This window comes from Marinobacterium sp. xm-g-59, assembly GCF_013283315.1.
Taxonomy (GTDB): domain Bacteria; phylum Pseudomonadota; class Gammaproteobacteria; order Pseudomonadales; family Balneatricaceae; genus Marinobacterium_E.
Genome location: NZ_WBYR01000002.1, coordinates 39,006 through 61,436, shown reverse-complemented (window position 1 = coordinate 61,436; position 22,431 = coordinate 39,006). Strand labels below are relative to the sequence as shown.

At 48.5% G+C, this 22,431-nt stretch carries 22 protein-coding genes; 12 read left to right on the top strand and 10 right to left on the bottom strand.

The features are described 5' to 3' along the window. Nucleotides 1-4 precede the first annotated feature (4 nt). Nucleotides 5-856 carry an ion channel gene (locus XMG59_RS02700; RefSeq protein ID WP_173484653.1) on the bottom strand — a complete coding sequence of 284 codons (852 nt, stop codon included), beginning with the start codon at nucleotides 854-856 and terminating at the stop codon, nucleotides 5-7. 119 nt (nucleotides 857-975) lie between these two features. Here XMG59_RS02700 and XMG59_RS02695 point away from each other — a divergent pair, with 119 nt between their 5' ends. Beyond that, nucleotides 976-2,013, top strand: coding sequence for a quinone-dependent dihydroorotate dehydrogenase (locus XMG59_RS02695; RefSeq protein WP_173483286.1), 1,038 nt, complete (start codon nucleotides 976-978; stop codon nucleotides 2,011-2,013). Between the two features lie 27 nt (nucleotides 2,014-2,040). Here XMG59_RS02695 and XMG59_RS02690 read toward each other — a convergent pair whose 3' ends face one another. Further along, complete coding sequence (locus XMG59_RS02690; protein WP_173484654.1) at nucleotides 2,041-2,532, bottom strand: peptide-methionine (S)-S-oxide reductase; 492 nt, start codon at nucleotides 2,530-2,532, stop codon at nucleotides 2,041-2,043. Between the two features lie 99 nt (nucleotides 2,533-2,631). Beyond that, complete coding sequence (rmf, locus tag XMG59_RS02685) at nucleotides 2,632-2,838, bottom strand: ribosome modulation factor (protein ID WP_173480583.1); 207 nt, start codon at nucleotides 2,836-2,838, stop codon at nucleotides 2,632-2,634. 275 nt (nucleotides 2,839-3,113) lie between these two features. On the opposite strand from rmf, the gene rlmKL reads away from it, so the two are divergent. Beyond that, nucleotides 3,114-5,276 carry a bifunctional 23S rRNA (guanine(2069)-N(7))-methyltransferase RlmK/23S rRNA (guanine(2445)-N(2))-methyltransferase RlmL gene (gene rlmKL, locus XMG59_RS02680; protein ID WP_173483284.1) on the top strand — a complete coding sequence of 721 codons (2,163 nt, stop codon included), beginning with the start codon at nucleotides 3,114-3,116 and terminating at the stop codon, nucleotides 5,274-5,276. Between the two features lie 244 nt (nucleotides 5,277-5,520). Further along, complete coding sequence (locus XMG59_RS02675; protein WP_173498172.1) at nucleotides 5,521-6,735, top strand: ammonium transporter; 1,215 nt, start codon at nucleotides 5,521-5,523, stop codon at nucleotides 6,733-6,735. Nucleotides 6,736-7,086: 351 nt separating this feature from the next. On the opposite strand, the gene XMG59_RS02670 is transcribed toward XMG59_RS02675, so the two are convergent. Then, on the bottom strand, nucleotides 7,087-7,569 hold the full coding sequence (locus tag XMG59_RS02670) for a peptidylprolyl isomerase (protein ID WP_173480586.1): 483 nt from the start codon (nucleotides 7,567-7,569) through the stop codon (nucleotides 7,087-7,089). 317 nt (nucleotides 7,570-7,886) lie between these two features. Between XMG59_RS02670 and XMG59_RS02665 the strand changes: the two genes are divergently transcribed. Genes XMG59_RS02665 through XMG59_RS02650 form a run of 4 tightly spaced genes read left to right on the top strand, consistent with a single transcriptional unit; the run spans nucleotide 7,887 to nucleotide 10,408 of the window. Next, nucleotides 7,887-8,450, top strand: a complete 564-nt coding sequence (locus tag XMG59_RS02665) for a glutathione peroxidase (RefSeq protein ID WP_173480587.1) — start codon at nucleotides 7,887-7,889, stop codon at nucleotides 8,448-8,450. A 7-nt stretch (nucleotides 8,451-8,457) separates the two neighbouring features. Further along, nucleotides 8,458-9,447, top strand: coding sequence for an NAD(P)/FAD-dependent oxidoreductase (locus XMG59_RS02660; protein ID WP_173480588.1), 990 nt, complete (start codon nucleotides 8,458-8,460; stop codon nucleotides 9,445-9,447). Nucleotides 9,448-9,473: 26 nt separating this feature from the next. Beyond that, nucleotides 9,474-10,160: a M48 family metallopeptidase gene (locus tag XMG59_RS02655; RefSeq protein ID WP_173498171.1), complete on the top strand. Its 687-nt coding sequence runs from the start codon at nucleotides 9,474-9,476 to the stop codon at nucleotides 10,158-10,160. Between the two features lie 44 nt (nucleotides 10,161-10,204). Beyond that, nucleotides 10,205-10,408 (top strand): hypothetical protein, encoded by a 204-nt coding sequence (locus XMG59_RS02650; RefSeq protein WP_173480590.1) that lies wholly within the window; start codon nucleotides 10,205-10,207, stop codon nucleotides 10,406-10,408. Here the strand turns inward: XMG59_RS02650 and XMG59_RS12165 are convergent. Beyond that, the gene (locus tag XMG59_RS12165; protein WP_256368146.1) at nucleotides 10,405-10,539 is read right to left on the bottom strand and encodes a hypothetical protein; all 135 of its coding nucleotides are present in this window, start codon (nucleotides 10,537-10,539) and stop codon (nucleotides 10,405-10,407) included. The two genes, XMG59_RS02650 and XMG59_RS12165, sit on opposite strands and share 4 nt — an antisense overlap. Nucleotides 10,540-10,564: 25 nt before the next feature. Then, nucleotides 10,565-11,140 carry a TIGR04211 family SH3 domain-containing protein gene (locus tag XMG59_RS02645; protein ID WP_173498170.1) on the bottom strand — a complete coding sequence of 192 codons (576 nt, stop codon included), beginning with the start codon at nucleotides 11,138-11,140 and terminating at the stop codon, nucleotides 10,565-10,567. Nucleotides 11,141-11,243: 103 nt separating this feature from the next. Between XMG59_RS02645 and XMG59_RS02640 the strand changes: the two genes are divergently transcribed. Continuing rightward, nucleotides 11,244-12,056, top strand: coding sequence for a mechanosensitive ion channel family protein (locus XMG59_RS02640; protein ID WP_173498169.1), 813 nt, complete (start codon nucleotides 11,244-11,246; stop codon nucleotides 12,054-12,056). A gap of 30 nt (nucleotides 12,057-12,086) precedes the next feature. On the opposite strand, the gene XMG59_RS02635 is transcribed toward XMG59_RS02640, so the two are convergent. The 3 genes from XMG59_RS02635 to mqo form a co-directional block, all read right to left on the bottom strand. Continuing rightward, nucleotides 12,087-14,246: a hypothetical protein gene (locus XMG59_RS02635; protein WP_371743720.1), complete on the bottom strand. Its 2,160-nt coding sequence runs from the start codon at nucleotides 14,244-14,246 to the stop codon at nucleotides 12,087-12,089. Nucleotides 14,247-14,248: 2 nt separating this feature from the next. Next, a complete protein-coding gene (gene yidD, locus XMG59_RS02630; RefSeq protein WP_371731412.1) occupies nucleotides 14,249-14,554 on the bottom strand; it encodes a membrane protein insertion efficiency factor YidD in 306 nt (101 codons plus the stop codon). A 78-nt stretch (nucleotides 14,555-14,632) separates the two neighbouring features. Beyond that, nucleotides 14,633-16,135: a malate dehydrogenase (quinone) gene (mqo, locus tag XMG59_RS02625; RefSeq protein ID WP_173480594.1), complete on the bottom strand. Its 1,503-nt coding sequence runs from the start codon at nucleotides 16,133-16,135 to the stop codon at nucleotides 14,633-14,635. A gap of 284 nt (nucleotides 16,136-16,419) precedes the next feature. On the opposite strand from mqo, the gene XMG59_RS02620 reads away from it, so the two are divergent. Beyond that, nucleotides 16,420-16,959, top strand: a complete 540-nt coding sequence (locus XMG59_RS02620; RefSeq protein WP_173480595.1) for a pyridoxamine 5'-phosphate oxidase family protein — start codon at nucleotides 16,420-16,422, stop codon at nucleotides 16,957-16,959. A 10-nt stretch (nucleotides 16,960-16,969) separates the two neighbouring features. Here the strand turns inward: XMG59_RS02620 and XMG59_RS02615 are convergent, their stop codons facing one another. Beyond that, entirely contained in the window at nucleotides 16,970-18,358 is a 1,389-nt protein-coding gene (locus tag XMG59_RS02615) for a PhoH family protein (protein WP_173480596.1), read from the bottom strand. Nucleotides 18,359-18,527: 169 nt separating this feature from the next. Between XMG59_RS02615 and ppnN the strand changes: the two genes are divergently transcribed. From ppnN to XMG59_RS02600, 3 genes are all read left to right on the top strand, one after another. Beyond that, nucleotides 18,528-19,895 (top strand): nucleotide 5'-monophosphate nucleosidase PpnN, encoded by a 1,368-nt coding sequence (ppnN, locus tag XMG59_RS02610; protein ID WP_173480597.1) that lies wholly within the window; start codon nucleotides 18,528-18,530, stop codon nucleotides 19,893-19,895. A 136-nt stretch (nucleotides 19,896-20,031) separates the two neighbouring features. After that, a complete protein-coding gene (locus XMG59_RS02605; RefSeq protein ID WP_173480598.1) occupies nucleotides 20,032-20,814 on the top strand; it encodes a class II glutamine amidotransferase in 783 nt (260 codons plus the stop codon). Between the two features lies 1 nt (nucleotide 20,815). Next, a complete protein-coding gene (locus XMG59_RS02600) occupies nucleotides 20,816-22,402 on the top strand; it encodes an AMP-binding protein (RefSeq protein WP_173480599.1) in 1,587 nt (528 codons plus the stop codon). Nucleotides 22,403-22,431 lie beyond the last annotated feature (29 nt).

The following is a 22,431-nucleotide window of genomic DNA, read 5'->3' as shown; positions in this document are numbered from 1 at the left end:
TCCGTTAACTTTTTGGTGAGCGTTTTTCAGACTCGAGCGTTTGAATTTGCTCCAACGAAGTCACCGCTTTATTGAGGTTTTGTTCTATTCGCTCTAAACGAGCTTCAAGCATCTGAAGGCGTCGCACCATAGCGTCTTCCCGGTCATTTTTCTCCTCTTCATCTTTTTCGATAAAAAAGACAGAGAAACTAGCGGTCAGCATTGAAAAGATCGCGATGCCAACCAAAATCAGAAGCATGCCAACGATACGCCCCTCAAGGGTGGTTGGAACAAGGTCGCCGTAGCCGACGGTAGTCATCGTGACCCAAGCCCACCAGAAGCCATCGATCGGGTTTTTAAACGCAGGATCCAGTCCAGAGATGAGGAAGGCGGCTAGGATCAGAAATCCCAGTGCGATCGCCAGAGTTACCCCTAGGTTATGCCGGCCCAACACCGAGCGAAGATCGCTAGATAGGCGTGTGAATATACTGGCAAAAATCAGCAGTCTCAGTGATCTTAAGACGCCACTTTGCAGGCCTAAAGCGTTTAATAAAATCGGAATTCCGGTCAGCACGATGACCAGGCTCATCCAGTTGCCTTTTAGGTATCGCAGTCTGTTGTCTACTAACACCAACATAACTACCAGATCTAAGGTAAAAAAGCCCCAGATCACCCAGTCGTTGAGACCGATAATGGCGAGCTGTTCGTGATGGTTTGTGGTTTGAAAATACCAGTCGATCAGTATCCAAAACGCCAGAAACAGGAGCGGCCACTCAAAAATACTCCCCCACTGTTTGGCTCTGTGGTTCTCTCGAACATCAACGCCTTGGACCCCTAAAATGCCCATTAAACGGTTGTGCTTATTGTGCTGAGTCACCGGCTGATCTCCTGAATAGATAGATGAATATTATTTATGACACCAGTGACTTAAGCAAACTGTCATTCAGAATGACCACTCTGTATAATTCGCCCAACTAAAATTTCGATTGGATAATCATGTTATACGACCTAGCCCGCTCTTTGATGTTTCGCTTAGATGCTGAGAAGTCTCACGACCTTGCACTGAGCAGTATGAACTTGGCTGCCGATCTGGGTATGCCGAAGCTTCTTGGTGCGAAAATGGTGGAAGCACCAACAGAAGTCATGGGCATTCGTTTTCCAAACCCCGTTGGATTGGCGGCTGGTCTGGACAAGAATGCGGGTGCTATTAACGGTTTGGCGGCTATGGGTTTTGGTTTTGTTGAAGTCGGTACCGTGACTCCTCGTCCTCAACCGGGCAACCCTAAACCCCGTCTATTCCGCATACCTGAGCACAGCGCGATCATCAATCGCATGGGGTTTAATAACCTGGGTGTAGATCGACTGATCGAGAATGTTGAGGCGTCGAACTTTAAAGGCGTACTGGGTATCAACATTGGTAAGAACAAAGATACCCCTAATGAAAATGCGGCCGATGATTACCTAATCTGTTTGCGTAAGGTGTATCCCTACGCTACTTACATAACGGTTAATATCTCTTCACCAAACACGCCTGGTCTTCGTGACCTTCAGCAGGGTGATAGTCTCAACTTGCTTTTGGACATGCTGAAGAATGAACAGGCCCGCTTGGCAGGTATTCACGGCAAATACGTCCCGATCGCGATCAAAATTGCGCCCGACATGGATGAAGAGGGTTTTGTAACAACTGCTAATCTACTTAAAACCTACGAGATGGATGGGGTGATTGCGACCAATACCACCATTGAACGAGGTGGTGTAGAGAGCTCTGAATTTGCCAAAGAGGCGGGTGGTTTGAGCGGTGCTCCAGTTCGCAACCTATCGACTCGTGCGATCCAAATCTTGGCGCGTGAGTTGGATGGTGCTTTGCCTATCATAGGTGCTGGTGGTATCACTGAAGGTTTTGACGCTGTCGAGAAGATCGAGGCGGGTGCTAGTTTGGTTCAGGTCTACACAGGTTTTATCTACCGTGGTCCTAAACTGATCACTGAAGCGGCTGAAGCGATTCGTGATCGTCGTTTATTAGGACACCGTTAAGCTCAACGCTTTGACACTGAATAGCCGCTATCGATTAGCGGCTTTTTTGTATTTATAGAGCAGTGCTAGCGGGATGTGGCAGAAACTATGATCCTCTGGATGACGTGTCAGTCGGTCCTGGTGCTCGTCATCACTTTTGACGTAGTTGGATAGGGGGAGTACCTCAATAGCCAGCTGTTTATAATCTTCGCGGCTTTTCAGAATTCGTTTTGCCTCGTCCAAGTGTTTGCGTTCTCGACTGTAGATCCCTGTTCTGTATTTAGGCCCAACATCTTGGCCTTGTTGGTTGATGCTGTAGGGGTCGATTATTTCAAACAAGCACTCTATCAGCTCGACTAGGGCTATCTGTTCAGGGTCGAAGTCGATCTGTACACACTCCGCATAGCCATCATACTCAACGTCTGTCCTGTTAGACGTGCCATTGGCTCGACCTGCTTGCGTGGAGATGACGCCAGGAACATGCCGCATGAACTCTTGGACACCCCATAGGCAGCCCCCAGCAAAGTAAATCTGTTCCATTAGCCCTGCTTAACATTGGTGTTTAACTGTGAAGAGAGGATCTTAAAACGAAAAAGGCTCCTATGGGTATCATTAGGAGCCTTACTTGATTAAATGTTGTTAGTGATAACTTGGATTGACCTGTATCGCTGAAACACCTGATTGGCCATTCCAGTGGGCTTCTCGCCCTTCGCGCCATCCTGTCATCCAGTGGCTGCGTAAGTCTGTCGTTGATACCGGACAATCTGACTGTGATTTACCCTCCAGTCCGGCAGTAAAACCGCGTTTGTATAGTGAATTGCTACGTTCTCGTTTCTGTCTTTTCATATATACGCCTCGTATTGAGTGAGTATCTGCTTTCGCAGTGATGTTTTGGCGACAACAATTGGTAGTCACAACCTAGTAATAGACCAGATTGGCAATTTTAAGTAATTGTATTGCTCAATTTAAATTCACCTTCTAATAGGTTTAACCTTTTCGCGTCAGCAGCAAAGTCGGCTGAATCAGTGACTTACAGATGAAGCGTAATGCTTTAAAATAGGGCCAATATAGCGGATGAAAATTTTTCATTTCATTCGGCGTTAACCAAATTGAGTGTTGAAATGAAATTATTCGTTACCTGCCCCAAGGGCGTTGAGTCTTTACTGCTAGCCGAGTTGAAGTCGATCGGTATAGAGGGGTTAAAAGAGACTCAAGCAGGGGTTCAGGTAGAGGGTGATCTCGCCACAGCCTACACGATCTGTTTGTGGTCACGTCTTGCAAACAGAGTACTGTTGCTATTGAAAGAGGCTGATGCGACTTCGACAGAAGCACTCTATAACGATATTAAGTCGATTAATTGGCTGGAGCACATCCGGGCTGAGGGGACTTTGGCCGTTGATTTTAACGGCCGTAATGAGTCGATCAATAACACCCATTTTGGCGCTCTTAAAGTGAAAGATGCGATTGTTGACTCCGTTCGTGAAGAGACCGGCAGTCGTCCCTCCGTTGCCAAACAGTACCCTGATCTGCGCATCAACGTTCATCTGCGCAGAACGACAGCTCAGGTAGCAATTGATCTGTCCGGTGAGAGTCTGCACCGCCGTGGATACCGACTTCAAACCGGTGCTGCGCCGCTTAAAGAGAACCTTGCAGTAGCGCTATTGATGCGTGCGGGTTGGCCCAATCAAGGTGACTTTAAACAGCTAGTTGATCCTATGTGTGGTTCTGGAACCTTAATCACTGAAGCTGCATTGATGATGGCGGATATTGCGCCGGGTCTGTTACGTCGTCGCTGGGGCTTTGATCGTTGGTGCCAACACCAGCCGTCTATCTGGCAAGAGATCTACCAAGATGCAAAACAGCGCCGTGAAGCAGGGCTAAACAGAGAGGGTTACCCTCGTCTAACTGGTTTTGATGCCGATTCAAATGTTCTGCAGCGTGCAAACAACAACGCTCAAGCCTTAGGTGTCGAGTCACTCGTCCATTTTGAACGTTGTGATCTGGCTAGCTTGTCACTTCCTTCGCCAGAAGATAAAGGGTTGTTAATTACTAACCCCCCTTATGGTGAACGATTGGGTGATCGTTCAAGCCTAAGATTTTTGTATAGCCAGCTGGGTGATTTCTTAAAAGCCCAAGCGCATCACTGGCGTGTGGGGGTGTTTACTTCGAACCCTGAGCTTGGCAAGGTGATGGGTCTGCGTGCAGACAAGCTCTACAAGCTCTTTAATGGCGCACTGCCCAGTCAATTACTGCTATTTACCGTCTACCCGCAGGAGGGTGTGCCGCAAAACAGTGCAGATTCCGATTCGGATGTTGTGCACCAAGATAGTGCACCCCTGTCTGAAGGGGCGCTGATGTTAGAGAACCGACTTAAGAAAAACCTTAAACAGCTCTCTAAGTGGGTGAAACGTGAGTCAATCGAGGCATACCGAGTCTATGACGCTGATTTGCCAGAGTACGCGGTCGCAATCGATCGATACGCTGATCAGATTGTGGTTCAGGAGTATGCGCCGCCTGCGAAAGTCGATCCTGTAAAGGCCTTTAAGCGACTTCAAGATGTGATGGCCGTTGTAGGAAGAGTGTTTGCTTTGGGCACAGACTCGATTGTATTGAAACAACGCAAGCGTCAGCAGGGCAGCGATCAGTATCAACGACAGACCGAACAGGGTGAGACGCTGACAGTACAAGAGCATGGCTGTCTGTTCGAGGTCAACCTAAGAGATTACCTAGATACAGGTCTTTTCCTAGACCATCGTCCTGTTAGGCAACAGATTCAGTCTCTCGCTAAGGGTAAACGTTTCCTAAATCTTTTCTGTTACACCGCTACCGCCAGTGTCCATGCGGCTGCCGGTGGTGCGATCAGCACGACCAGTGTCGATATGTCGGCAACCTACCTCGATTGGGCCCGACGCAATTTTGAACTGAACAAACTTGACGCTAAACGTGCTGATTTTGTTCAAGCGGACTGTATTCAGTGGCTTGATCGCCCTCGTTCAGAGACCTTCGATCTCATCTTTATGGATCCACCCACCTTCTCTAACTCTAAGAGAATGTCTGACATCCTAGATGTGCAGCGTGACCACGTTATGCTGATTAAAGGGGCAATGGCGTTGCTTGAACCCGGTGGGCTTCTGATCTTTTCAAATAACTATCGCCGCTTTAAGTTGGACTACGAGCAGCTCGACGCTTTTGAGATTGTGGATACTTCTCATCGTACGATTGATCCTGATTTCAAACGTAACTCGAAGATTCACTACAGCTTTGAGATCCGCCATAAGGCATAAAATTCGTTTAATGCCCAAAGTTGGTACGTTACTTGCTAACTAATGCACAGTCTTGCAGCACGGAGTTTGCTGAAAGTGAGTGATTAGTTTTTAAGTTATTGAAAGTAGATAGAAAAAACATTTTATCTTTTTTTATTAAGCCGTCTAAAACTCATCGCATAGTCATTAAATGCACCAAAAGTGTGCATGAAATATAGAGCTGCACCCTATATGTGCATTTCTAAGCAATTTGAGGAGATTAAGGGTGGAAACGATCAACAGTGCCGTTGAAACACTGGTACAAAGTTCCAATACACTATTCATTTTGATGGGTGCCATCATGGTATTCGCGATGCATGCTGGCTTCGCATTCCTTGAGGTAGGTACTGTCCGTCATAAAAACCAGGTCAACGCACTGGTTAAGATCATGACCGACTTCGGTTTCTCTGCAGTGGTCTACTTCTTTGTTGGCTACTGGATTGCCTACGACGTCACCTTCTTTGCCGATGCAGCCACTTTAGCGGAAGGTAACGGCTATGAGTTGGTGAAATTCTTCTTCCTAATGACCTTTGCGGCAGCGATTCCTGCAATTATCTCGGGTGGTGTGGCTGAGCGTGCTCGCTTCTACCCAATGCTTATCGCAGCTGCACTCTGTGTGGGTCTAGTCTACCCGTTCTTCGAGGGCATCATCTGGAACGGTAACTTCGGTTTCCAGGGCTGGCTTGAAGAGACCTTTGGTGCAGGCTTCCACGACTTCGCTGGTTCTGTCGTAGTCCACGGTGTCGGTGGTTGGATCGGCCTAGCGGCTGTTTTGGTTCTAGGTTCACGTAAAGGTCGTTACCGTAACGATCGTGTTGTGGCGTTCCCACCATCAAACATTCCATTCCTCGCTCTAGGTGCATGGATCCTATGTATCGGTTGGTTCGGCTTCAACGTGATGTCGGCTCAAACACTGGACGGTATCTCTGGTCTGGTTGCAGTCAACAGCTTGATGGCAATGGTCGGCGGCATCATCGTTGCGACCCTTCTTGGTAAGAACGACCCAGGCTTCATTCACAACGGTCCGCTTGCGGGTCTTGTTGCGATCTGTGCTGGTTCTGACGTTCTACACCCAATGGGCTCGCTGTTTGTAGGTGGTATTGCCGGTGCACTATTTGTTTGGCTGTTCACACTGGCTCAGAATAAGTGGAAGATCGATGACGTACTGGGTGTATGGCCTCTACACGGTCTATGTGGCGCCTGGGGTGGTATTGCAGCAGGTATCTTCGGTAGCGAAGCACTAGGCGGTCTTGGTGGCGTAAGCCTAGGTGCTCAGGTTGTGGGTACTCTTGCAGGTATCGCAGTGGCCTTGATCGGTGGCTTCCTGGTTTACGGTATTGTGAATGCAGTAGCGGGCATCCGTCTGGATGAAGAGGACGAGTTCCGTGGTGCGGATCTAAGTATTCACCGTATCGAAGCCACTTCGGATGATCGCAAATAAGCGATTGATCCCGTTGCTCTAGGGAACCTGCGAATAAGTCCATGGCATCTCAGGCTTACAGTCGAATTCATCATCAAGGCGTGGTTTCGAAGGCCTAGCGGGCTAAGTCAAGAAAGCGCAACACAGAGGGTGGATTTGACTGTAAGCCCCCAAGGGCGTGGCCTGCAATATGCATCTACGGCGTTGCTCCTCTTGCTAAGGGCTACGGCCATTAGCGGCGAGAAGCGCCTTGTATCTGCACATTTCAGGTCTCGCTGAGATACTATGGACTTGTTCGCAGGTTCCCTTGCAACAATCACAAAAAAGCCGAGTTACTTAACTCGGCTTTTTTAATGTTAGATCGATGGTGGATTAGTGGTGGTGACCGCCAGCTCCATGAACATGACCGTGCTCAACTTCTTCAGCGGTTGCTTCACGTACTTCAACCACTTCAACATCAAAGTTGAGCGTTTCACCAGCAAGCTGGTGGTTGCCATCAAGAGTGATCTGGTCGCCTTCAACTTTAACAACGGTTACAGGCTGCTCCCCCCAAGGTGTTTGAGCCATAAACTGCATGCCAACATCGATATCATCAACGCCTTGGAACGCGCTGCGATCAACTTCTTGGATCAATTCATCACGAATCTCGCCATAGCCTTCAGCCGGTTCAACGGTAACCTGAAGTGCATCACCAACCGCTTTACCAGTTAGGGCGTTTTCTAGACCGGGAATGATGTTTTGAGCACCTTGTAGGTAGACAAGAGGATCCTGTCCTACAGAGCTATCAATCGTCTCGCCCAGAGCATTGGTAAGAGTGTAGTGAATAGAGACAACAGTTTTGTCAGCGATTTGCATCTTTCTCTCCTTATATTGGAGATGCAGACCATTAGTGAATCGCAGTGCTCCGTGAATGTAGGCGACTATGCTAACAAACTACAAGGGCAGGTTGTAGGGTAAATCACCGATGACTAAGAGCCGATGACAGGCTGAAGCCAGTCACGGTTACTCCGTAGATAGTTCAAAGCACCGGTGACAGTAATTTGCTCCTGCAATTACCGCATACAGCACATCCGTGTACTTAACAGGTTTCAACCTGTCATCCTCTGTATCGGTCATCCGAAACCTCTATCTGAGCGTAAATATTGAAGTAAAAATCAACACCGAGGCGCACAATGAAGCTTATGAAAATATTAACCCTACTGGCAGCCGTTTTTGGCTTTAAAACAGCCTCAGCTGATACTTGCACTAACGTGCTGAATCATACCGTTCGTGAGCTAGCCGGTGAAAAAGAGGTCAACCTCTGCGAAGAGTACAAAGACAAAGTGGTCTTGATCGTCAATACAGCCAGTAAGTGTGGTTTTACCGGGCAGTATGAAGGTCTTGAAGCGATGCATGCTAAGTACAAAGACCAAGGCTTTGCAGTGTTAGGTTTCCCTAGCGGTGATTTCGCCAATCAGGAGTATCGTGAGGAGGGGCAGATCAGAGAGTTTTGTCGTTTAACTTACGGTGTTAAGTTCCCGATGTTTGAGAAGTCAGTGGTTCGTGGGGATCAAGCGAGCCCTCTATGGGCGGATTTGATTGCTGCGACAGGAACCGCCCCGAAATGGAATTTCTACAAGTACCTGATTGGCCGTGATGGTAAAGTCATTGATGTCTACTCAAGTGTCACATCGCCCGAAAACAGAGGCTTCATTAATACCGTTGAAAAGGCCATTGCGGTAGAGCCCAATTCATAGGATCAATATGCCAAGGATAGCTATTATCGGCGCTGGTTTAGCCGGTGCTACACTCGCCAATAGATTGACCACTTCAGGTTTTACTGTTGATCTGTTTGAGAAATCACGAGGAACGGGTGGGCGTTTAGCCTCTTCTCGCGTGGGTCAACTCTCTGCTGATCTAGGTGCTCCCTATCTAGATGGCTGTTCCAGCGAGTTTGAGCGTTTCTTAAATGCCTATGTCGACACCGGTGTGATTGAGACCTGGAGTACCACGCGCTCGGATTTTAGCCTCACACAACATGAGTCCGTTGAGTACAAGATCGGCGCGGGTCGTAACAGTCTGTTTACTCGTGAACTTCTCAAAGGTACTACTCTCCACACTGAAACCCGTATAGGTGTCGTGTGGAGCGATAAGCAGGGTGTACTGATTCGAGATGATCAAGGTGAACTGATCGACTATTTTGATGCGGTAGTTGTTGCCGCGCCCGCGCCACAGGCGGTGCCACTTCTTGAAACCTCACCACGCTTTGCTCATCGCGCTGAGCAAGCAGCAACCTCAGCCAATTGGATTGCACTGTTTCAGTTAGAGACGCGACCATCGCGCTTAGACGGAGTCTCTGTGATTGAGGGAGAGCATCCAGAGTTCTACCGTATCGTGGTCGAGAGTGACAAACCTGGCCGAGAGGGGCTGTTGGTTCGAGTTGAAATGCGTGAATCTTGGAGCGAATCACACATTGATGATGATCGGGGGGCTCTGCTGAAAAAAATAGAGGGCTTATTGTCTGATTGGCTGGGTGAATCGATAGAGCCTAGCGCCTCAAAAATTCACCGTTGGCTCTACAGTCGAACTCTGCAGAGTGCTCAATTAACGGAACCTTTGTGGGATGCTGAACTTTCGATTGGCGCCTGTGGAGACTGGATTAATGAGCCCGGTTTGGCAGGAGCTTGGAAGAGTGCCAATGAATTGGCCGATGTCATTATTGACTCTTATAGTACAAGCGGTAGTCTGTCCTAACACCCGCATAGTTAAGATGGCACAGATTGATTGAGTTCGAATATACCCTAGAGCGATCCAGTAGACGTCGAACTCTGTCGATTCAAATCGACAGGGGTAGAGTCGTTGTCAAAGCACCACTATTCATTAGTGAGGCTGATATTCAGCAATGGGTTCTGAGCAAACAGGCCTGGGTCACTCCTAGGCTAGTACAACAGCAGAAAGCATTGAGTAAGCACTCCATTGATCTGCATTCAGAGACTCTGGTCGTTAATGGCATCAACTACCAACTTGAGAAGGTCTCTCAATTAACACCCGAAGAGAAAACAATCTGTCACACTGGCCGTTGCGTCAGGGTTAAAGTCAATGCGCGCTCAACAGACCAGTCGATCAGACGCCAGCTTCAATCTTCACTAAAGGGGGCTGCCCAACAGCAGTTAATTGCACGTTCTGAGCAGTTATCGAGTTTCACTGGTCTAAAGCCCTCATCCGTCAATATAGGCAGCTATACGAGTAAATGGGGGCAGTGTTCCAGTCGCGGTGAGATCTCGCTTAACTGGCGATTGATACACCTTTCACACACTCTGCAGGACTATGTAATCATTCACGAACTCTGTCATTTGAAAGAGATGAACCACAGTCCACGCTTTTGGGCCCTGGTCAGCCGCTTCTTTCCAGAGTATCAATTGGCCAAACAAGAGATAAAAGATCGCTTCGCCTACTTAAAGTGGTAGAAGTAAGTTGTTAGACTGGCGTGACTGTTTATTAGAGGTGTACGGTGCAATCGTTTCTATTTTCGACTGAAGATGATCGTGGTGGTGTGATTTTGTGTGATATCGACACCCTTGAAGAGGTCGTACCTTACCTTCAAGCACGATTCAAAGGTGTTATTCGTGTCGAGCAGGGGCGTCGTGCATGGACCATTGAAAATGGGATCGCAGACTTTACGCCACGTCCCATTACCGATGAAGACTTAGCTTAGCGGCGACGCTTTTTCTGGCTGCGCTCTTCGATACGAATCGGCTGCAGAACAGGCTTTTTAGACTGAATATTTGTGCTGATGATGTACAGTGCTGCAGCAATACACAGAGCGCCTAGAATAACCATTTCCATAATCACTTCTCTCTGTTTTTGTTAATTAAAACCACTCATCCTGTCTCTTCTTACGACGAGGAAGGTGGGGAAGGATCAATCCAACGACCAAACCTGCTAAGGCGATCAGTCCGCCATGGGTTAACCAGCGCATTAGGTTTGATTGATCCATATTAGCGACTTGAAACTCAAGTTCGCGAATCCGTTTATCTTTGATGACAAGCTCTGTGGTCGAGTCAGTCGCTTCATCGCGGTAGCTTGCCAACTCTGTTTCGAGTTGGGTAATTTGATCGTTTCTCTTTGCCAAATCTTCACTAAGCGACGCGACCTGCTGCTTTAGATCCGGTAGCTCAGTTTGTAGAGCTGTCAATTTACTTTGCCCCTCAGCTAGGTAGCGAGTGAGAACATAACCCTCTTTGCCATCGGCCAGTTTAATCTTGGTGTAATCTTTGCCGCGCTCTAACAGAGTAACGGGATCGCCACTGCGAACTCTAGAGACGATGCGGTATTCGTAAGAGGGACCGCTGTGCATGAAGAGTTGAACATCATCGGCGATATGGTAATCAGCCGCATAGAGTGGGCTTGACATAAGAAGAGCAAATAGAGAAAAAAATGAACGCATAGATGGGAAACTGCTTTACCTAGGTTATAGTGTAGATATGGGGGTGAATTTATCACTATCAACCTTACCCGCAGCTTAAATTTAGCCTTTTGGACGATTAACTATGCCTGATTTGCAATCTCTTATGGATACCTACTTAGTCCCTTGGTCTATCAATATCGCCACGGCTTTGGCCATCTTTGTGGTGGGTCGTTGGTTGGTCAAATTTGCAACCCGACTGCTTGAGAGAGGGCTGCACCGTACATCAATGGACAATATGCTGGTCAACTTTGTCCGCTCCGTCATCAGCATTCTGTTGACGCTGCTGGTTATCGTTGCCGCGCTGGGTCAATTGGGTGTTGATACCACCTCATTGATCGCTCTGGTCGGTGCCGCAGGTTTGGCAATCGGTCTGGCACTGCAGGACTCGTTGAAAAACTTTGCTGCGGGTGTCTTGCTGATCTTCTTCCGCCCATTCAAAGAGGGTGACTTTGTCGAAGTGGCTGGCATATCCGGCGTAGCTGAAGAGATCACGATTTTTAATACGGTGATGCGTACCGGAGATAACCGCGAAGTGATTGTGCCAAATGGTTCGATCTATTCAGGGATCATCACGAACTACAACCGTAGACCGACACGTCGTATCGATATGATCTTTGGTATCAGTTATGACAATGATCTGCGTAAAGCAAAACAGATCTTAACAGAGGTTGTGACGGCCGATAGTCGAGTCTTGGAGGATCCTGCCCCTAAAATTGCGGTATCAGAATTGGCCGATAGCAGCGTTAATTTCATTGTGCGCCCATGGGTTAAAACCGAAGACTATTGGGAGGTCCGTTGGGCACTGACTGAAGAGATTAAAGTGCGTTTTGATGCTGAGGGAATCTCCATTCCTTACCCGCAAATGGATGTTCATCTTAAAAAAGAGGAGGCCTAAAGCCTCCTCTGATTCTTTACCCTGCGGGTACTAACTCTCATCAGTTGAGAGCCCCAATCGTGCTTTCAGTGTCTGGTTTTCATGGGTTAGCTTCTGTATCTCCAAGCGATGTCCATGAATCACTTCGTACTGACGATCAACCTTCTCCTCTAATACCTTGTTCGCATTTTTTAGCTTAGCGAGCTCGTTGTTAAGCTGTTCGTTATTGTCTTGCAGCGACTCAAACAGAGGGCTGTTTTCGGTTTCTGAGCTGCTCAGCTTTAATTCGCTAGCAATGTGAGAGAAGAGCGCTTTCAGATCGGCGGATTCTCGATCAGAGTAGCGAATAGACTCTTCAATTGCTGAATGTGCACCTGCTGCACCGATAGATCCGGCTAATCGTTGCTCGAGTAGTCGATGAAACTCCATCAATTCGACAATGGTGAAATGAGTGCGAGCACCTAGCTGGAGGTCCGTCAAAATGCTGCCAAGTACCTGATCCGCCGCATCACTGCTTAGAAAACGGTTGAGAAGAAGCTCAGCCTCTTGGGTTTTCGGCTCACGCTCAATATAGGCTTCAAGCCCAGTGGGGCGGGCATTGCGATATCGGTCCGTTAACATCTCGTTAGTGGCGTTAAACAGCTCTTCTGTCTGAGCTCTCTCAACCTTACGAGGCTTGTAGAGTTTACTGCCAACCACATACAGCGTGATGTTAAACAAGAGTGACCAGAATACGCCGTGGGCGAGTGGGGGTAAAAATTCCAGTCCAAACAGTGCATTAGGACGCAGCCATGAGTGGCCAAACAGTCCATTCGTCATAACACTGGCATCGATCCAGCCCTCACCAACCATAGGCGGTAGCACTAAGGTGAAGCCCCAGAGAATAAAGCCAGACAATAAGCCCAGTGCTGCGCCTAAACTATTCCCTTTACGCCAAAATAGACCGATTAACCCAGCGGGTGCTAACTGCAGAACTGCCGCGAACGAGATTAAACCCAATGCAACTAACAAGTAAGGTGCATCGAGTTGGTTGGCAAACAGATGGGCAATTAACGCAATGCCTAGAATGAGTATCCAGCGCAGATGGAGCAGTGAGGCGCCTAAATTGAGATCCGGTTTAAAACGACGCCAGATGGGAATCACCAAGTGGTTTGATGTCATCGTCGCTAGGGTAATTAGGGTAACGATGACCATACCCGTGGCGGCGGCGAATCCGCCTAGGTAACCCACCAGGGCCATCACCTCACTATTAGCGAGCTTAGGTATCAATAGAACGAACTGATCACCAGAGCTTTTTGGAAGCCCGAGCAACAGCCCGGCCAGTGCGATAGGAATAACAAATAGGTTGATGCCAAGCGTGTAGATAGGAAAGAGCGTCAGGGCGCTCTTGATGTGTGTCGTACCCGGATTTTCAACGACCGTGACATGAAACTGTCTTGGCAGCATCAGGATGGCGGCTGCGCCTAGTATGATTAGGGCAACCCAGGTTAAGAAACTGTCCGATCCACCAAAGCTGTAAACCGACTGTAAGTTGGCCTGCTCCGCTTGCTTGAGGAGATCGTCAAACCCATCAAACAGACCAAAGGTGACAAACAGACCCAGGGCAATGAAGGCAAACAACTTTACCAGACACTCGGCGGCTAACACGGCAATAATGCCCTGGTGACGTTCAGTCGGATCAATTTTTCGGGCACCGAAAAGAATCGTAATAAACGCGAGCGTCAGTGTGATGATGGCAGCCGACCAGCTACCTTGGGTTGCTGAGTCGTTGGTCAGTACATCAAACGCACTATTGATCGCACGCAACTGAAGAACGATGTAAGGCAGCAGCCCTAGAATCGCAATGATGGTCACCAGAGCGGCAATGCGCTGAGAGCGTCTGTAACGCGTTGATATGAAATCGGCAATGGACGTTAAACGAAAACTCTCTTTGGCCAGAACCATTTTTTTGATCGCTTTGGCACCAAAGAGTAGACCTAAAATGGCACCGATATAGATGGCAAAGAACTGGAGTCCGTTCTCGAGCGCGAATCCAACGCTGCCATAGAAGGTCCAAGAGGTAAAAAAGACCGCTAATGAGAGGGCGTAGATGGGTCCCTGGAAGCTAAGACCAGACTGTTTCCTTACCTTACGCTCAACAAAAATCGCTAATGTAAACAGAAGAGCCATGTAGAGCAGAGCAATGCCTGTAAGGCTGGCAGTAGAAAACACGATCAGTGCTCCTTGTTCTCAGGGTGTGAACAGCCGCAGCTTTGTTCGGCAAGTTCTTGTTGATAACTGCTCTCAAGCTCACTGCCTGGAACCGGATCTATCCCACCATCAGACCCTGGATGGCAGCGTCCAATGCGTTTTAAACCGAGCAGTGTGCCTTTGAGGGGGCCGTACAGTTGAATCGCTTCGATCATATAGCTAGAGCAGGTTGGGTAGAATCGACAGCGCGGACCCAGTACAGGACTGATGAACAGTTGATAGAACCGAACCGTCAGTACGAGAAGATGTTCAAAAAAATGTTTAACCACACCGGACTCCTTATTGACGCAATGGTAGTCCTTTAACGCCAATAAACCAATCCGGTGGGGTCCCAGAAATAGAAAGAGTTAGGCCGCTTGAGAGGCCTTTTTCTCATCCAGTTGTAGTGTCTCAAGCGTTTTAGCCCGCACCGTACGAAGAAGATCGCTATTGGTCGCCAATGATTCACCGTAGGATGGAATCATCTGTTTTAGCTTCTCGGACCAGTTCGACTTCTGCATGCGCTCAGCAAAGCACTCTTCGATGATCGAGATCATCGTGCTGGTTGCCGTTGATGCACCCGGTGATGCGCCCAATAGTGCCGCTATCGAACCATCAGCTGCAGAGATCACCTCTGTACCGAACTCTAGCTTACCCTTGGTTTCATTGCCCGGTTTGATGATTTGGACACGCTGACCGGCGTAAGAGAGTTCCCAATCGTTCTCTTCAGCATCTGGGAAGAAGTTGCGAAGTGACTCTACACGTGAACCGTGCGTCTGCATTACTTCACTGATTAGATATTTGGTCAGATCCATGTTGTTGCGGGCAACTGACATCATTGGCATCAAGTTGTCTGGGCTCAATGACATCGGCAGATCCATCAACGAGCCATTTTTTAGGAACTTAGTAGTGAACCCTGCAAAAGGACCGAACAGCAGTGCTTTTTCACCATTGATAACACGGGTATCCAAGTGGGGTACTGACATGGGTGGCGCACCAATGGGGGCCATGCCGTATACCTTGGCTTGGTGACGCTCGATGACCTCTTTGTTCTTACAGATCAACCACTGACCACTAACTGGGAAGCCGCCGTACCCTTCACCTTCAGGGATGCCAGATTTTTGCAACAGAGGTAGAGCTCCACCACCGGCACCGAGGAAGACAAACTTCGCACGGACTTTGTAGGTGTCTGGCTTAGCAGAGTGTTTCAGTTTGACGCACCAACGGCCATCCTCTTCCTGTTTAAGATCTTGGACTGTTGACGACAGTTTGAGTTCGAAGTTGCCACTAACTTCAAGGAAATTGACCATGAAGCGCGCAAGTTCACCAAAGTTAACGTCCGATCCATATCGCACGCGAGTAGCAGCAATCGGCTGGTTATCTTCGCGGTTTTGCATCACTAGAGGCATCCACTCGCGAATTTGCTCAGGATCTTCGCTGTACTCCATCGCCTCAAAAAGAGGGTGCTGTGAAAGTGCTTGGTGGCGCTTACGAAGGAAATCGACGTTATCTTCACCCCAGACAAAACTGCAGTGGGGCGTTGTGTTGATGAACTTCTTAGGATGAGGAAGCGCACCTTTATTCACAAGGTATGACCAAAACTGCAAGCTGATCTCAAAACATTCGTTAATTGAGAAAGCTTTGCTGCAGTTAATTGAGCCGTCAGCCTGGCGAGGGGTGTAATTCAACTCACAATAGGCTGCGTGCCCAGTACCCGCGTTATTAAGACCATCGGTGCTTTCGCTAGCCACGTGGTTGAGACGTTCGACCATCATCATTTTCAGATTAGGGTCCAGCTCCTGGAGCATAACGGCAAGCGTCGTACTCATCGCTCCTGCGCCAACTAACAATACATCTACTTCTGAATCCATAACTCGACTACCATCTGTGTGTTGAACAAATGTGCCTTACGACTCAATCTCCTATAAGCTTTTGGCAAATAGGCCTTGGAAGTGAGGCGGTGGGTAACAGATAAATGTGTCACCCATATTTCAGTGGTGCCAATTATATTGCGCCGCATCATGGTTTCTAGTCTCTATCGCCTAACTGTTTTGTTATACAGCTATGACAGATAACTATAAGCCACGTAGTTACTGGACTTCGGCGAAATGGACGGTTTTTCAAGATAGACCAATGTCTCAGATGGATGTATCCAATGATCGACTTAAAAAGTCTAAAACCCCTTGAATTGTGGGGATTTGTTGAAGATGCGCTGGTGGAAAAAGGGCACCCTTGGAGGGTGTTTACTCTCTCTACAGTGGATGATGCTGGTCGACCGCAATCACGCTCTGTTGTCTTAAGAGAGATCGAATCGAATAACTGGCTTTTGCGTTTCTATAGTGACTCCCGATCACCAAAAATTTTGCAGCTGCAACATAATCCAAATGTCTCACTCTGCTTCTGGAATCCACAGTTAAAACAGCAGTTACGAGCTGAAGGGTTAGCGACGTTAATGAGTGACAAGGAAGCCATTGATGAACGTTGGGATAGGGTCAAAGAGGGGCCGACGGTTGCGGACTACACGACCAAGTTACCACCGGGTTCAGAAATTGATCCACTGGTGGAATTTGTCGAACAGAACTGGTTCTGTGTGGTGGAGATTAAGATCAGCTCGTTTGATCTTCTGCAGCTAAATCGCGAGGGTCATCAAAGAGTGGCCGTGACCCCAGATGGAGTCACAGCACTGGTACCCTAAAACGGGATGTTTAGAGATGCTCTTCGGCGTATTCGGCCAGTTTAGAGCGGAAGATTCCCTCAAAGTGAACGCTGGCAGAGCCCTCATAGTCTCTAAAGCGTTCAACAATGTAAGTTAAGCCCGACGTGAGTGCTGTTAGGTAGTTTGAATCAATCTGGGCCAAGTTTCCTAGGCAGACCATCTTGGTGTTTTTACCACAGCGAGTCAGGATCGTTTTCATCTGTTGCGGCGTTAGGTTTTGGGCTTCATCAATCAAAACAATGGCGTTCTGAATGCTTCGCCCACGTATGAAGTTGAGAGACTTGAACTGAATGTTAGCCTTCTCAATCGCATACTTAACACTGCTTTGCGGGCGTTCGTCCTGTTCGTGCATCGCTTCTAAGTTATCGTTAATCGCACTCATCCATGGAGTCATCTTCTCCTCTTCGGTGCCTGGTAAAAAGCCGATATCTTCAGCGACCGGTGGCGTCGAGCGAGTGACAATAATTTTATTGTAGCGACGCTGTTCAATAACCAACTCCAGAGCACTGGCTAGGGCAACCAAGGTTTTACCCGAACCGGCGGACCCAAGCAGAACGGCTAGATCAATATTAGGATCCAGCATCGCTTCCATGGCAAAGGCTTGTTGAATATTGATGGGTGAAATGCCCCAGCAGTTTTGCTGCATCAGGTTTTGGTAGCCCAGATCCTGAAGGATGACCTTGTCACCTTCGACACGGCTGGTTTTAGCGGCAAAATCCTGCGAGTCGTCCCAAATATATTCATTAGGGTAGGTCTCTGGCAGCACCTCGCGGTCTACTCTGTGACAGGTGTGCTCGTTTTCGTGATAGCTTTCAACGGAATCAACCCCCTCCCAAAAAGGGGTCTCTAAATGAAGATGGCCCGCAGGGAGTAGATCGATGTCCGAGACGAGCTGGTCGGTACGGTAATCCTCAACGCGTTTTAAGCCAGCTCCCATCGCCTTAAGACGCATATTCAAATCTTTAGTGACCAGAATCACCTGGCGCTTAGGAAGCACTCGCTGTAAGTGAAGGGCGCAGTTAATGATTCGGTTGTCTTTATTGTGGTCTGCTGGCAAGAACCCTTTGTCATGAGCCAGTTCATGATCAGGGTAGATGGAGAGCTTACCAAATACGATCTCGCGCTCTTTACCATCCAATAAAATCTGCACACCGTCTAGAATCTCTGAAGGGTCTTTGGCGTTGCTCAGAATTTTATCAATTTCGCGAATCGCAGCACGCGCTTCTGCCGCTACGTTCTTCTTCCGATCTTTGATGTCGTCGAGCTCTTCAAGCACGGTCATCGGAATGGCAATATCTTGCTCTTTAAATTCGACAAGACACTTGGGGTCGTGCAACAGCACGTTGGTATCAAGGATATAAAGCTTGGATGCGCTCATTGGCGGTTCCTTCTGCAGCAGAGAGGGATCGATGAAAAACTCACCGATAACTTTAAACTAATCGATGCATTCGCCTTTGGCAAATATGTTCTGCCGATTAGCTGAATGTCATCTATCCTTCATGTATAAACGTAAATAATGACATCGTGATTACGCGAAGGAGAGTGTTATGAGCGATCTATTTGTCAGTGCCAGTGTCAAACCTCTTGAGAGTTTGGATATGCTCTCACCCTATGAAGTAGAGCGTATTCGGGATCGAAGCGATTCTGGGCTATACCCTCTATTTCGCCAATGCGCTTTGGCGGTACTCAACTGCGGTAGTGAGATGGACTGTACGGCCGAAGTGCTTGAGAAATACCAAGATTTTGATGTGCACATCGTCAATAAACACCGTGGTGTGCAGCTGGATCTGATCAATGCACCAGCGTCGGCTTTTGTGGATGGTGAGTTGGTCGATGGTATTCGTGAGCACCTTTTCTCGGTGTTACGAGACCTTGTCTATGTAGTAGACGAGCTTAATGATGTCTGTGAGGGCTTAACGCCAGGTGAGAAACTGACCAATACAGTATTTCACATTTTAAGACACGCTAAATCGCTAAGACCCAACATTAAACCCAACATTGTGGTCTGTTGGGGCGGTCACTCTATTGCTCGCCATGAGTACGCCTACACCAAAAAAGTGGGTTACGAACTGGGCTTAAGAGGCCTCAATATCTGTACCGGCTGTGGCCCGGGTGCTATGAAAGGTCCAATGAAAGGGGCCACCATTGCACACGCTAAACAGCGCATTAGCGACCCAAGATACATAGGCATTACTGAACCCGGCATCATTGCGGCTGAATCGCCCAATCCGATTGTCTCTGAACTGATTACCATGCCGGACATTGAGAAACGCCTAGAAGCTTTTGTGCGACTCGGTCATGGCGTCATTGTATTCCCAGGCGGAGCGGGCACAGCAGAAGAGATTCTCTACATGCTTGGCATCTTGCTTCAAGAACAGAATCGCAATGTAGAGATGCCCTTTATCTTTACAGGCCCTGCAGGTAGCGAGGCCTACTTCGAGCAGATCGATCAGTTTGTTAAAGCGACGCTCGGTGAAGAGGCCAGCAAGCTGTATCAGGTTGTGATTGATCATCCGTCGAAAGTGGCTGCATTGATGAAAGAGGGTCTCAACCGAGTCACCGAACAGCGTAAAGAGTCCGGTGAGGCTTACCACTTCAACTGGCAACTGCAGATACCTTACGAGTTGCAACTGCCTTTTGAACCGACACACGACAATATGGCCGCGCTGAATCTTCACAAAGGTCAGCCGATCTCTGAACTGGCGTCAGAACTTCGTAAAGCACTATCGGGTATTGTCTCAGGCAACGTTAAAGAGCCTGCTGTTAAAGCGGTTGCGGAAAAGGGGCCTTTCATCCTAGATGGCGATCCCGAGGTGATCACTGCACTCGATAAATTGTTGAATGGATTCATTGAGCAGCGTCGAATGAAGATTGATTTTGCGGGTTACGTTCCCTGCTTTAAGCTTGCTAGTTAACTTAGAAGGATGACTGGCTTTAGCCTGTCATCCGCAATCCAGTTAAGCTCCATGTTTTGGAAAGCTCCAAAATAGAGGTCAGACCCCGGTCGTTTAATCAGTTATACTTCCACTAGCTTAAAGACAGGGAGTCGCTATGTGTGAGTTAATGGGTATGAGTGCTAATGTACCCACCGATATCTGTTTCAGTTTCGCCGGCTTGATGCAGCGTGGCGGTGGTACTGGACCGCACAAGGATGGATGGGGTATCGGTTTCTACGAAGGAAAGGCTCAGCGAGCCTTTCATGACCCGCAACCCAGTGTCGACTCACCCATTGCTCAGTTGGTCTGTCACTACCCGATCAAAAGCAAGAACGTCATCAGCCATATTCGCCAAGCCAATGTAGGTTCAGTCAATCTAGAAAATACCCACCCATTCAGTCGCGAACTCTGGGGTTTTACCTGGACCTTTGCCCACAACGGACAGTTGGATCCGGTGATTTTTGATTGGCCTCTACGCTTTTACAAACCAGTGGGTACCACCGATTCGGAGTATGCCTTCTGTTGGTTGTTGGATCAGGTTCGACTAGCCTTTCCAGAACCTCCCCAAAAATCGGAACCTCTGTTTGAATTGATTACCCAGTGCTGTCATAAGCTTCGTGCGCTAGGGGTTTTCAATATGCTGCTGTGTGACTCCGACTGGCTCTTCTCATACTGCACTACTAAATTGCATTGGATTACCCGGCGCGCGCCTTTTGGTGTCGCTCAGCTAAAAGATTGTGATTTGACGGTCGATTTTAGAGGGGAGACACAGGAGAACGATATCGTCACAGTGATCGCGACAGAGCCACTGACCGATAACGAGGTATGGCAGCCTATTCAGTCAGGTGAAGCTCGGGTATTCAAAGAGGGAGAGACCTGCTTCTATCGCAGTGAATAAGATGTCTCAATTGCCCCTCTCAATAAACAGCCTTTCGCAACTGCCTCAATGGTTATCAAACCAATACGCCAATGCACCTGCCGTACGGGAGGGTAATACACAGCTATCCTTCTCTGAGCTGAATGGTCACTGCCGCGCCGTGTCACAATGGTTTGTCGAGGTTCTAAACCTCTCAGCAGGGGATAGAGTCATTGTTCAGATGCCCAATGGTGCTCACTACCCGGTGCTGTTAATGTCGCTTTGGCGTGTCGGTTTGGTTCCAGTCTGTTTGACAACCTCCGCTGATATCACCGAGTTAGAGCGGGTCGCGAAACTGACGCAAGCCAAGGCACTGATTGCCTGTCACTCACACTCTAACTTAGCCGAATTAGCAGTCCGTCGAGGCCATGGCCTAACCACTGTAAGCTGCTCCCCTGAAGACTTTTCAAATTGGTTTCTGTTTCCACTTAAGCGACTTTGGCGCCATATATGCAAACGCTCACCCAATTTGGCGGATTTTCAATTTCGTGAAGCGATTGTCTATCACTCAGACTCCTTGATGCTCAGTGCACGATCAGAGGTGGATGAGGTGGCAATGATACAGCTGACCAGCGCTACCACGGGGCAGGCAAAAGCGGTGCAATTGAGTCACAGAAACCTGCTCAGTAATGTTGGGCAGTTAAATCATCGGCTTGTAGATATCGGTATCTCTGGCCCGCAAAGATTACTGATGCCCTTGCCGATCTATCATAGCTACCCCTCAATGATCTGTTTAATGACCTGGTGTCAGGGTGGGGTGGTTGAGATGGCATCGGATGTCAAAGAGATCAATCACATTGCAGAGCTGTTTGATCGTTTTCGCCCGACCCTGTTTGCCGGTGTGGCTCCACTCTTTATGGGCTTAGTACAGCATCCGCTCTTTCCTCAACTCGACTTCTCAATGCTCAAATGCACTCTGTCAGGTGGTGCACCACTCAATCAAGCCATTGGTGATCAATGGCAAGCGATCACTCACTGCGTTATCTCGCAGGGCTATGGCCTAACCGAGTGTTCACCCGTTGTGACGCTGGACTCGAGTGGCAGGTTCGTGACCGGCGCAGTCGGTCGACCGCTGCAAGAGACTGAGGTACGTATTCAAGATGAGTCTGGCAGTGAACTGCCTCAAGGCAGTGCAGGAGAGATCTGCATTAGAGGCCCCCAAGTGATGTTGGGGTATGCCGGTCAAGTTGACACCCAGTTTGAGCAAGGTTGGTTTAGGACAGGTGATATAGGACGTGTGGACCCAGATGGTTCACTGCATATGATTGAGCGCCAGTCTGATGTCATCTCACTGGTTGGAAACTTTAAGATTTACCCCTCTGAAGTCGAAGCGCTCATCTCCCAGCACCCTGACATCACCGATTGTGCCTTCGGCAGTTATCAGGAGGATGGCGAAATCAAGCTCCGTCTATTCGTAGTGACCAACAACCGTCGTTTGACGCAGAAAATGATCCGTAACTACTGTCGTCAACGTTTAACGGCCTATAAAGTCCCACATCTTATTGAGCTGAGACGGGCTCTGCCCCATAGCTCTGTCGGTCGAGTATTACGATCGGGACTGGTTGATTAACCCTAACCCTTGGGCCAAACCAACTATTT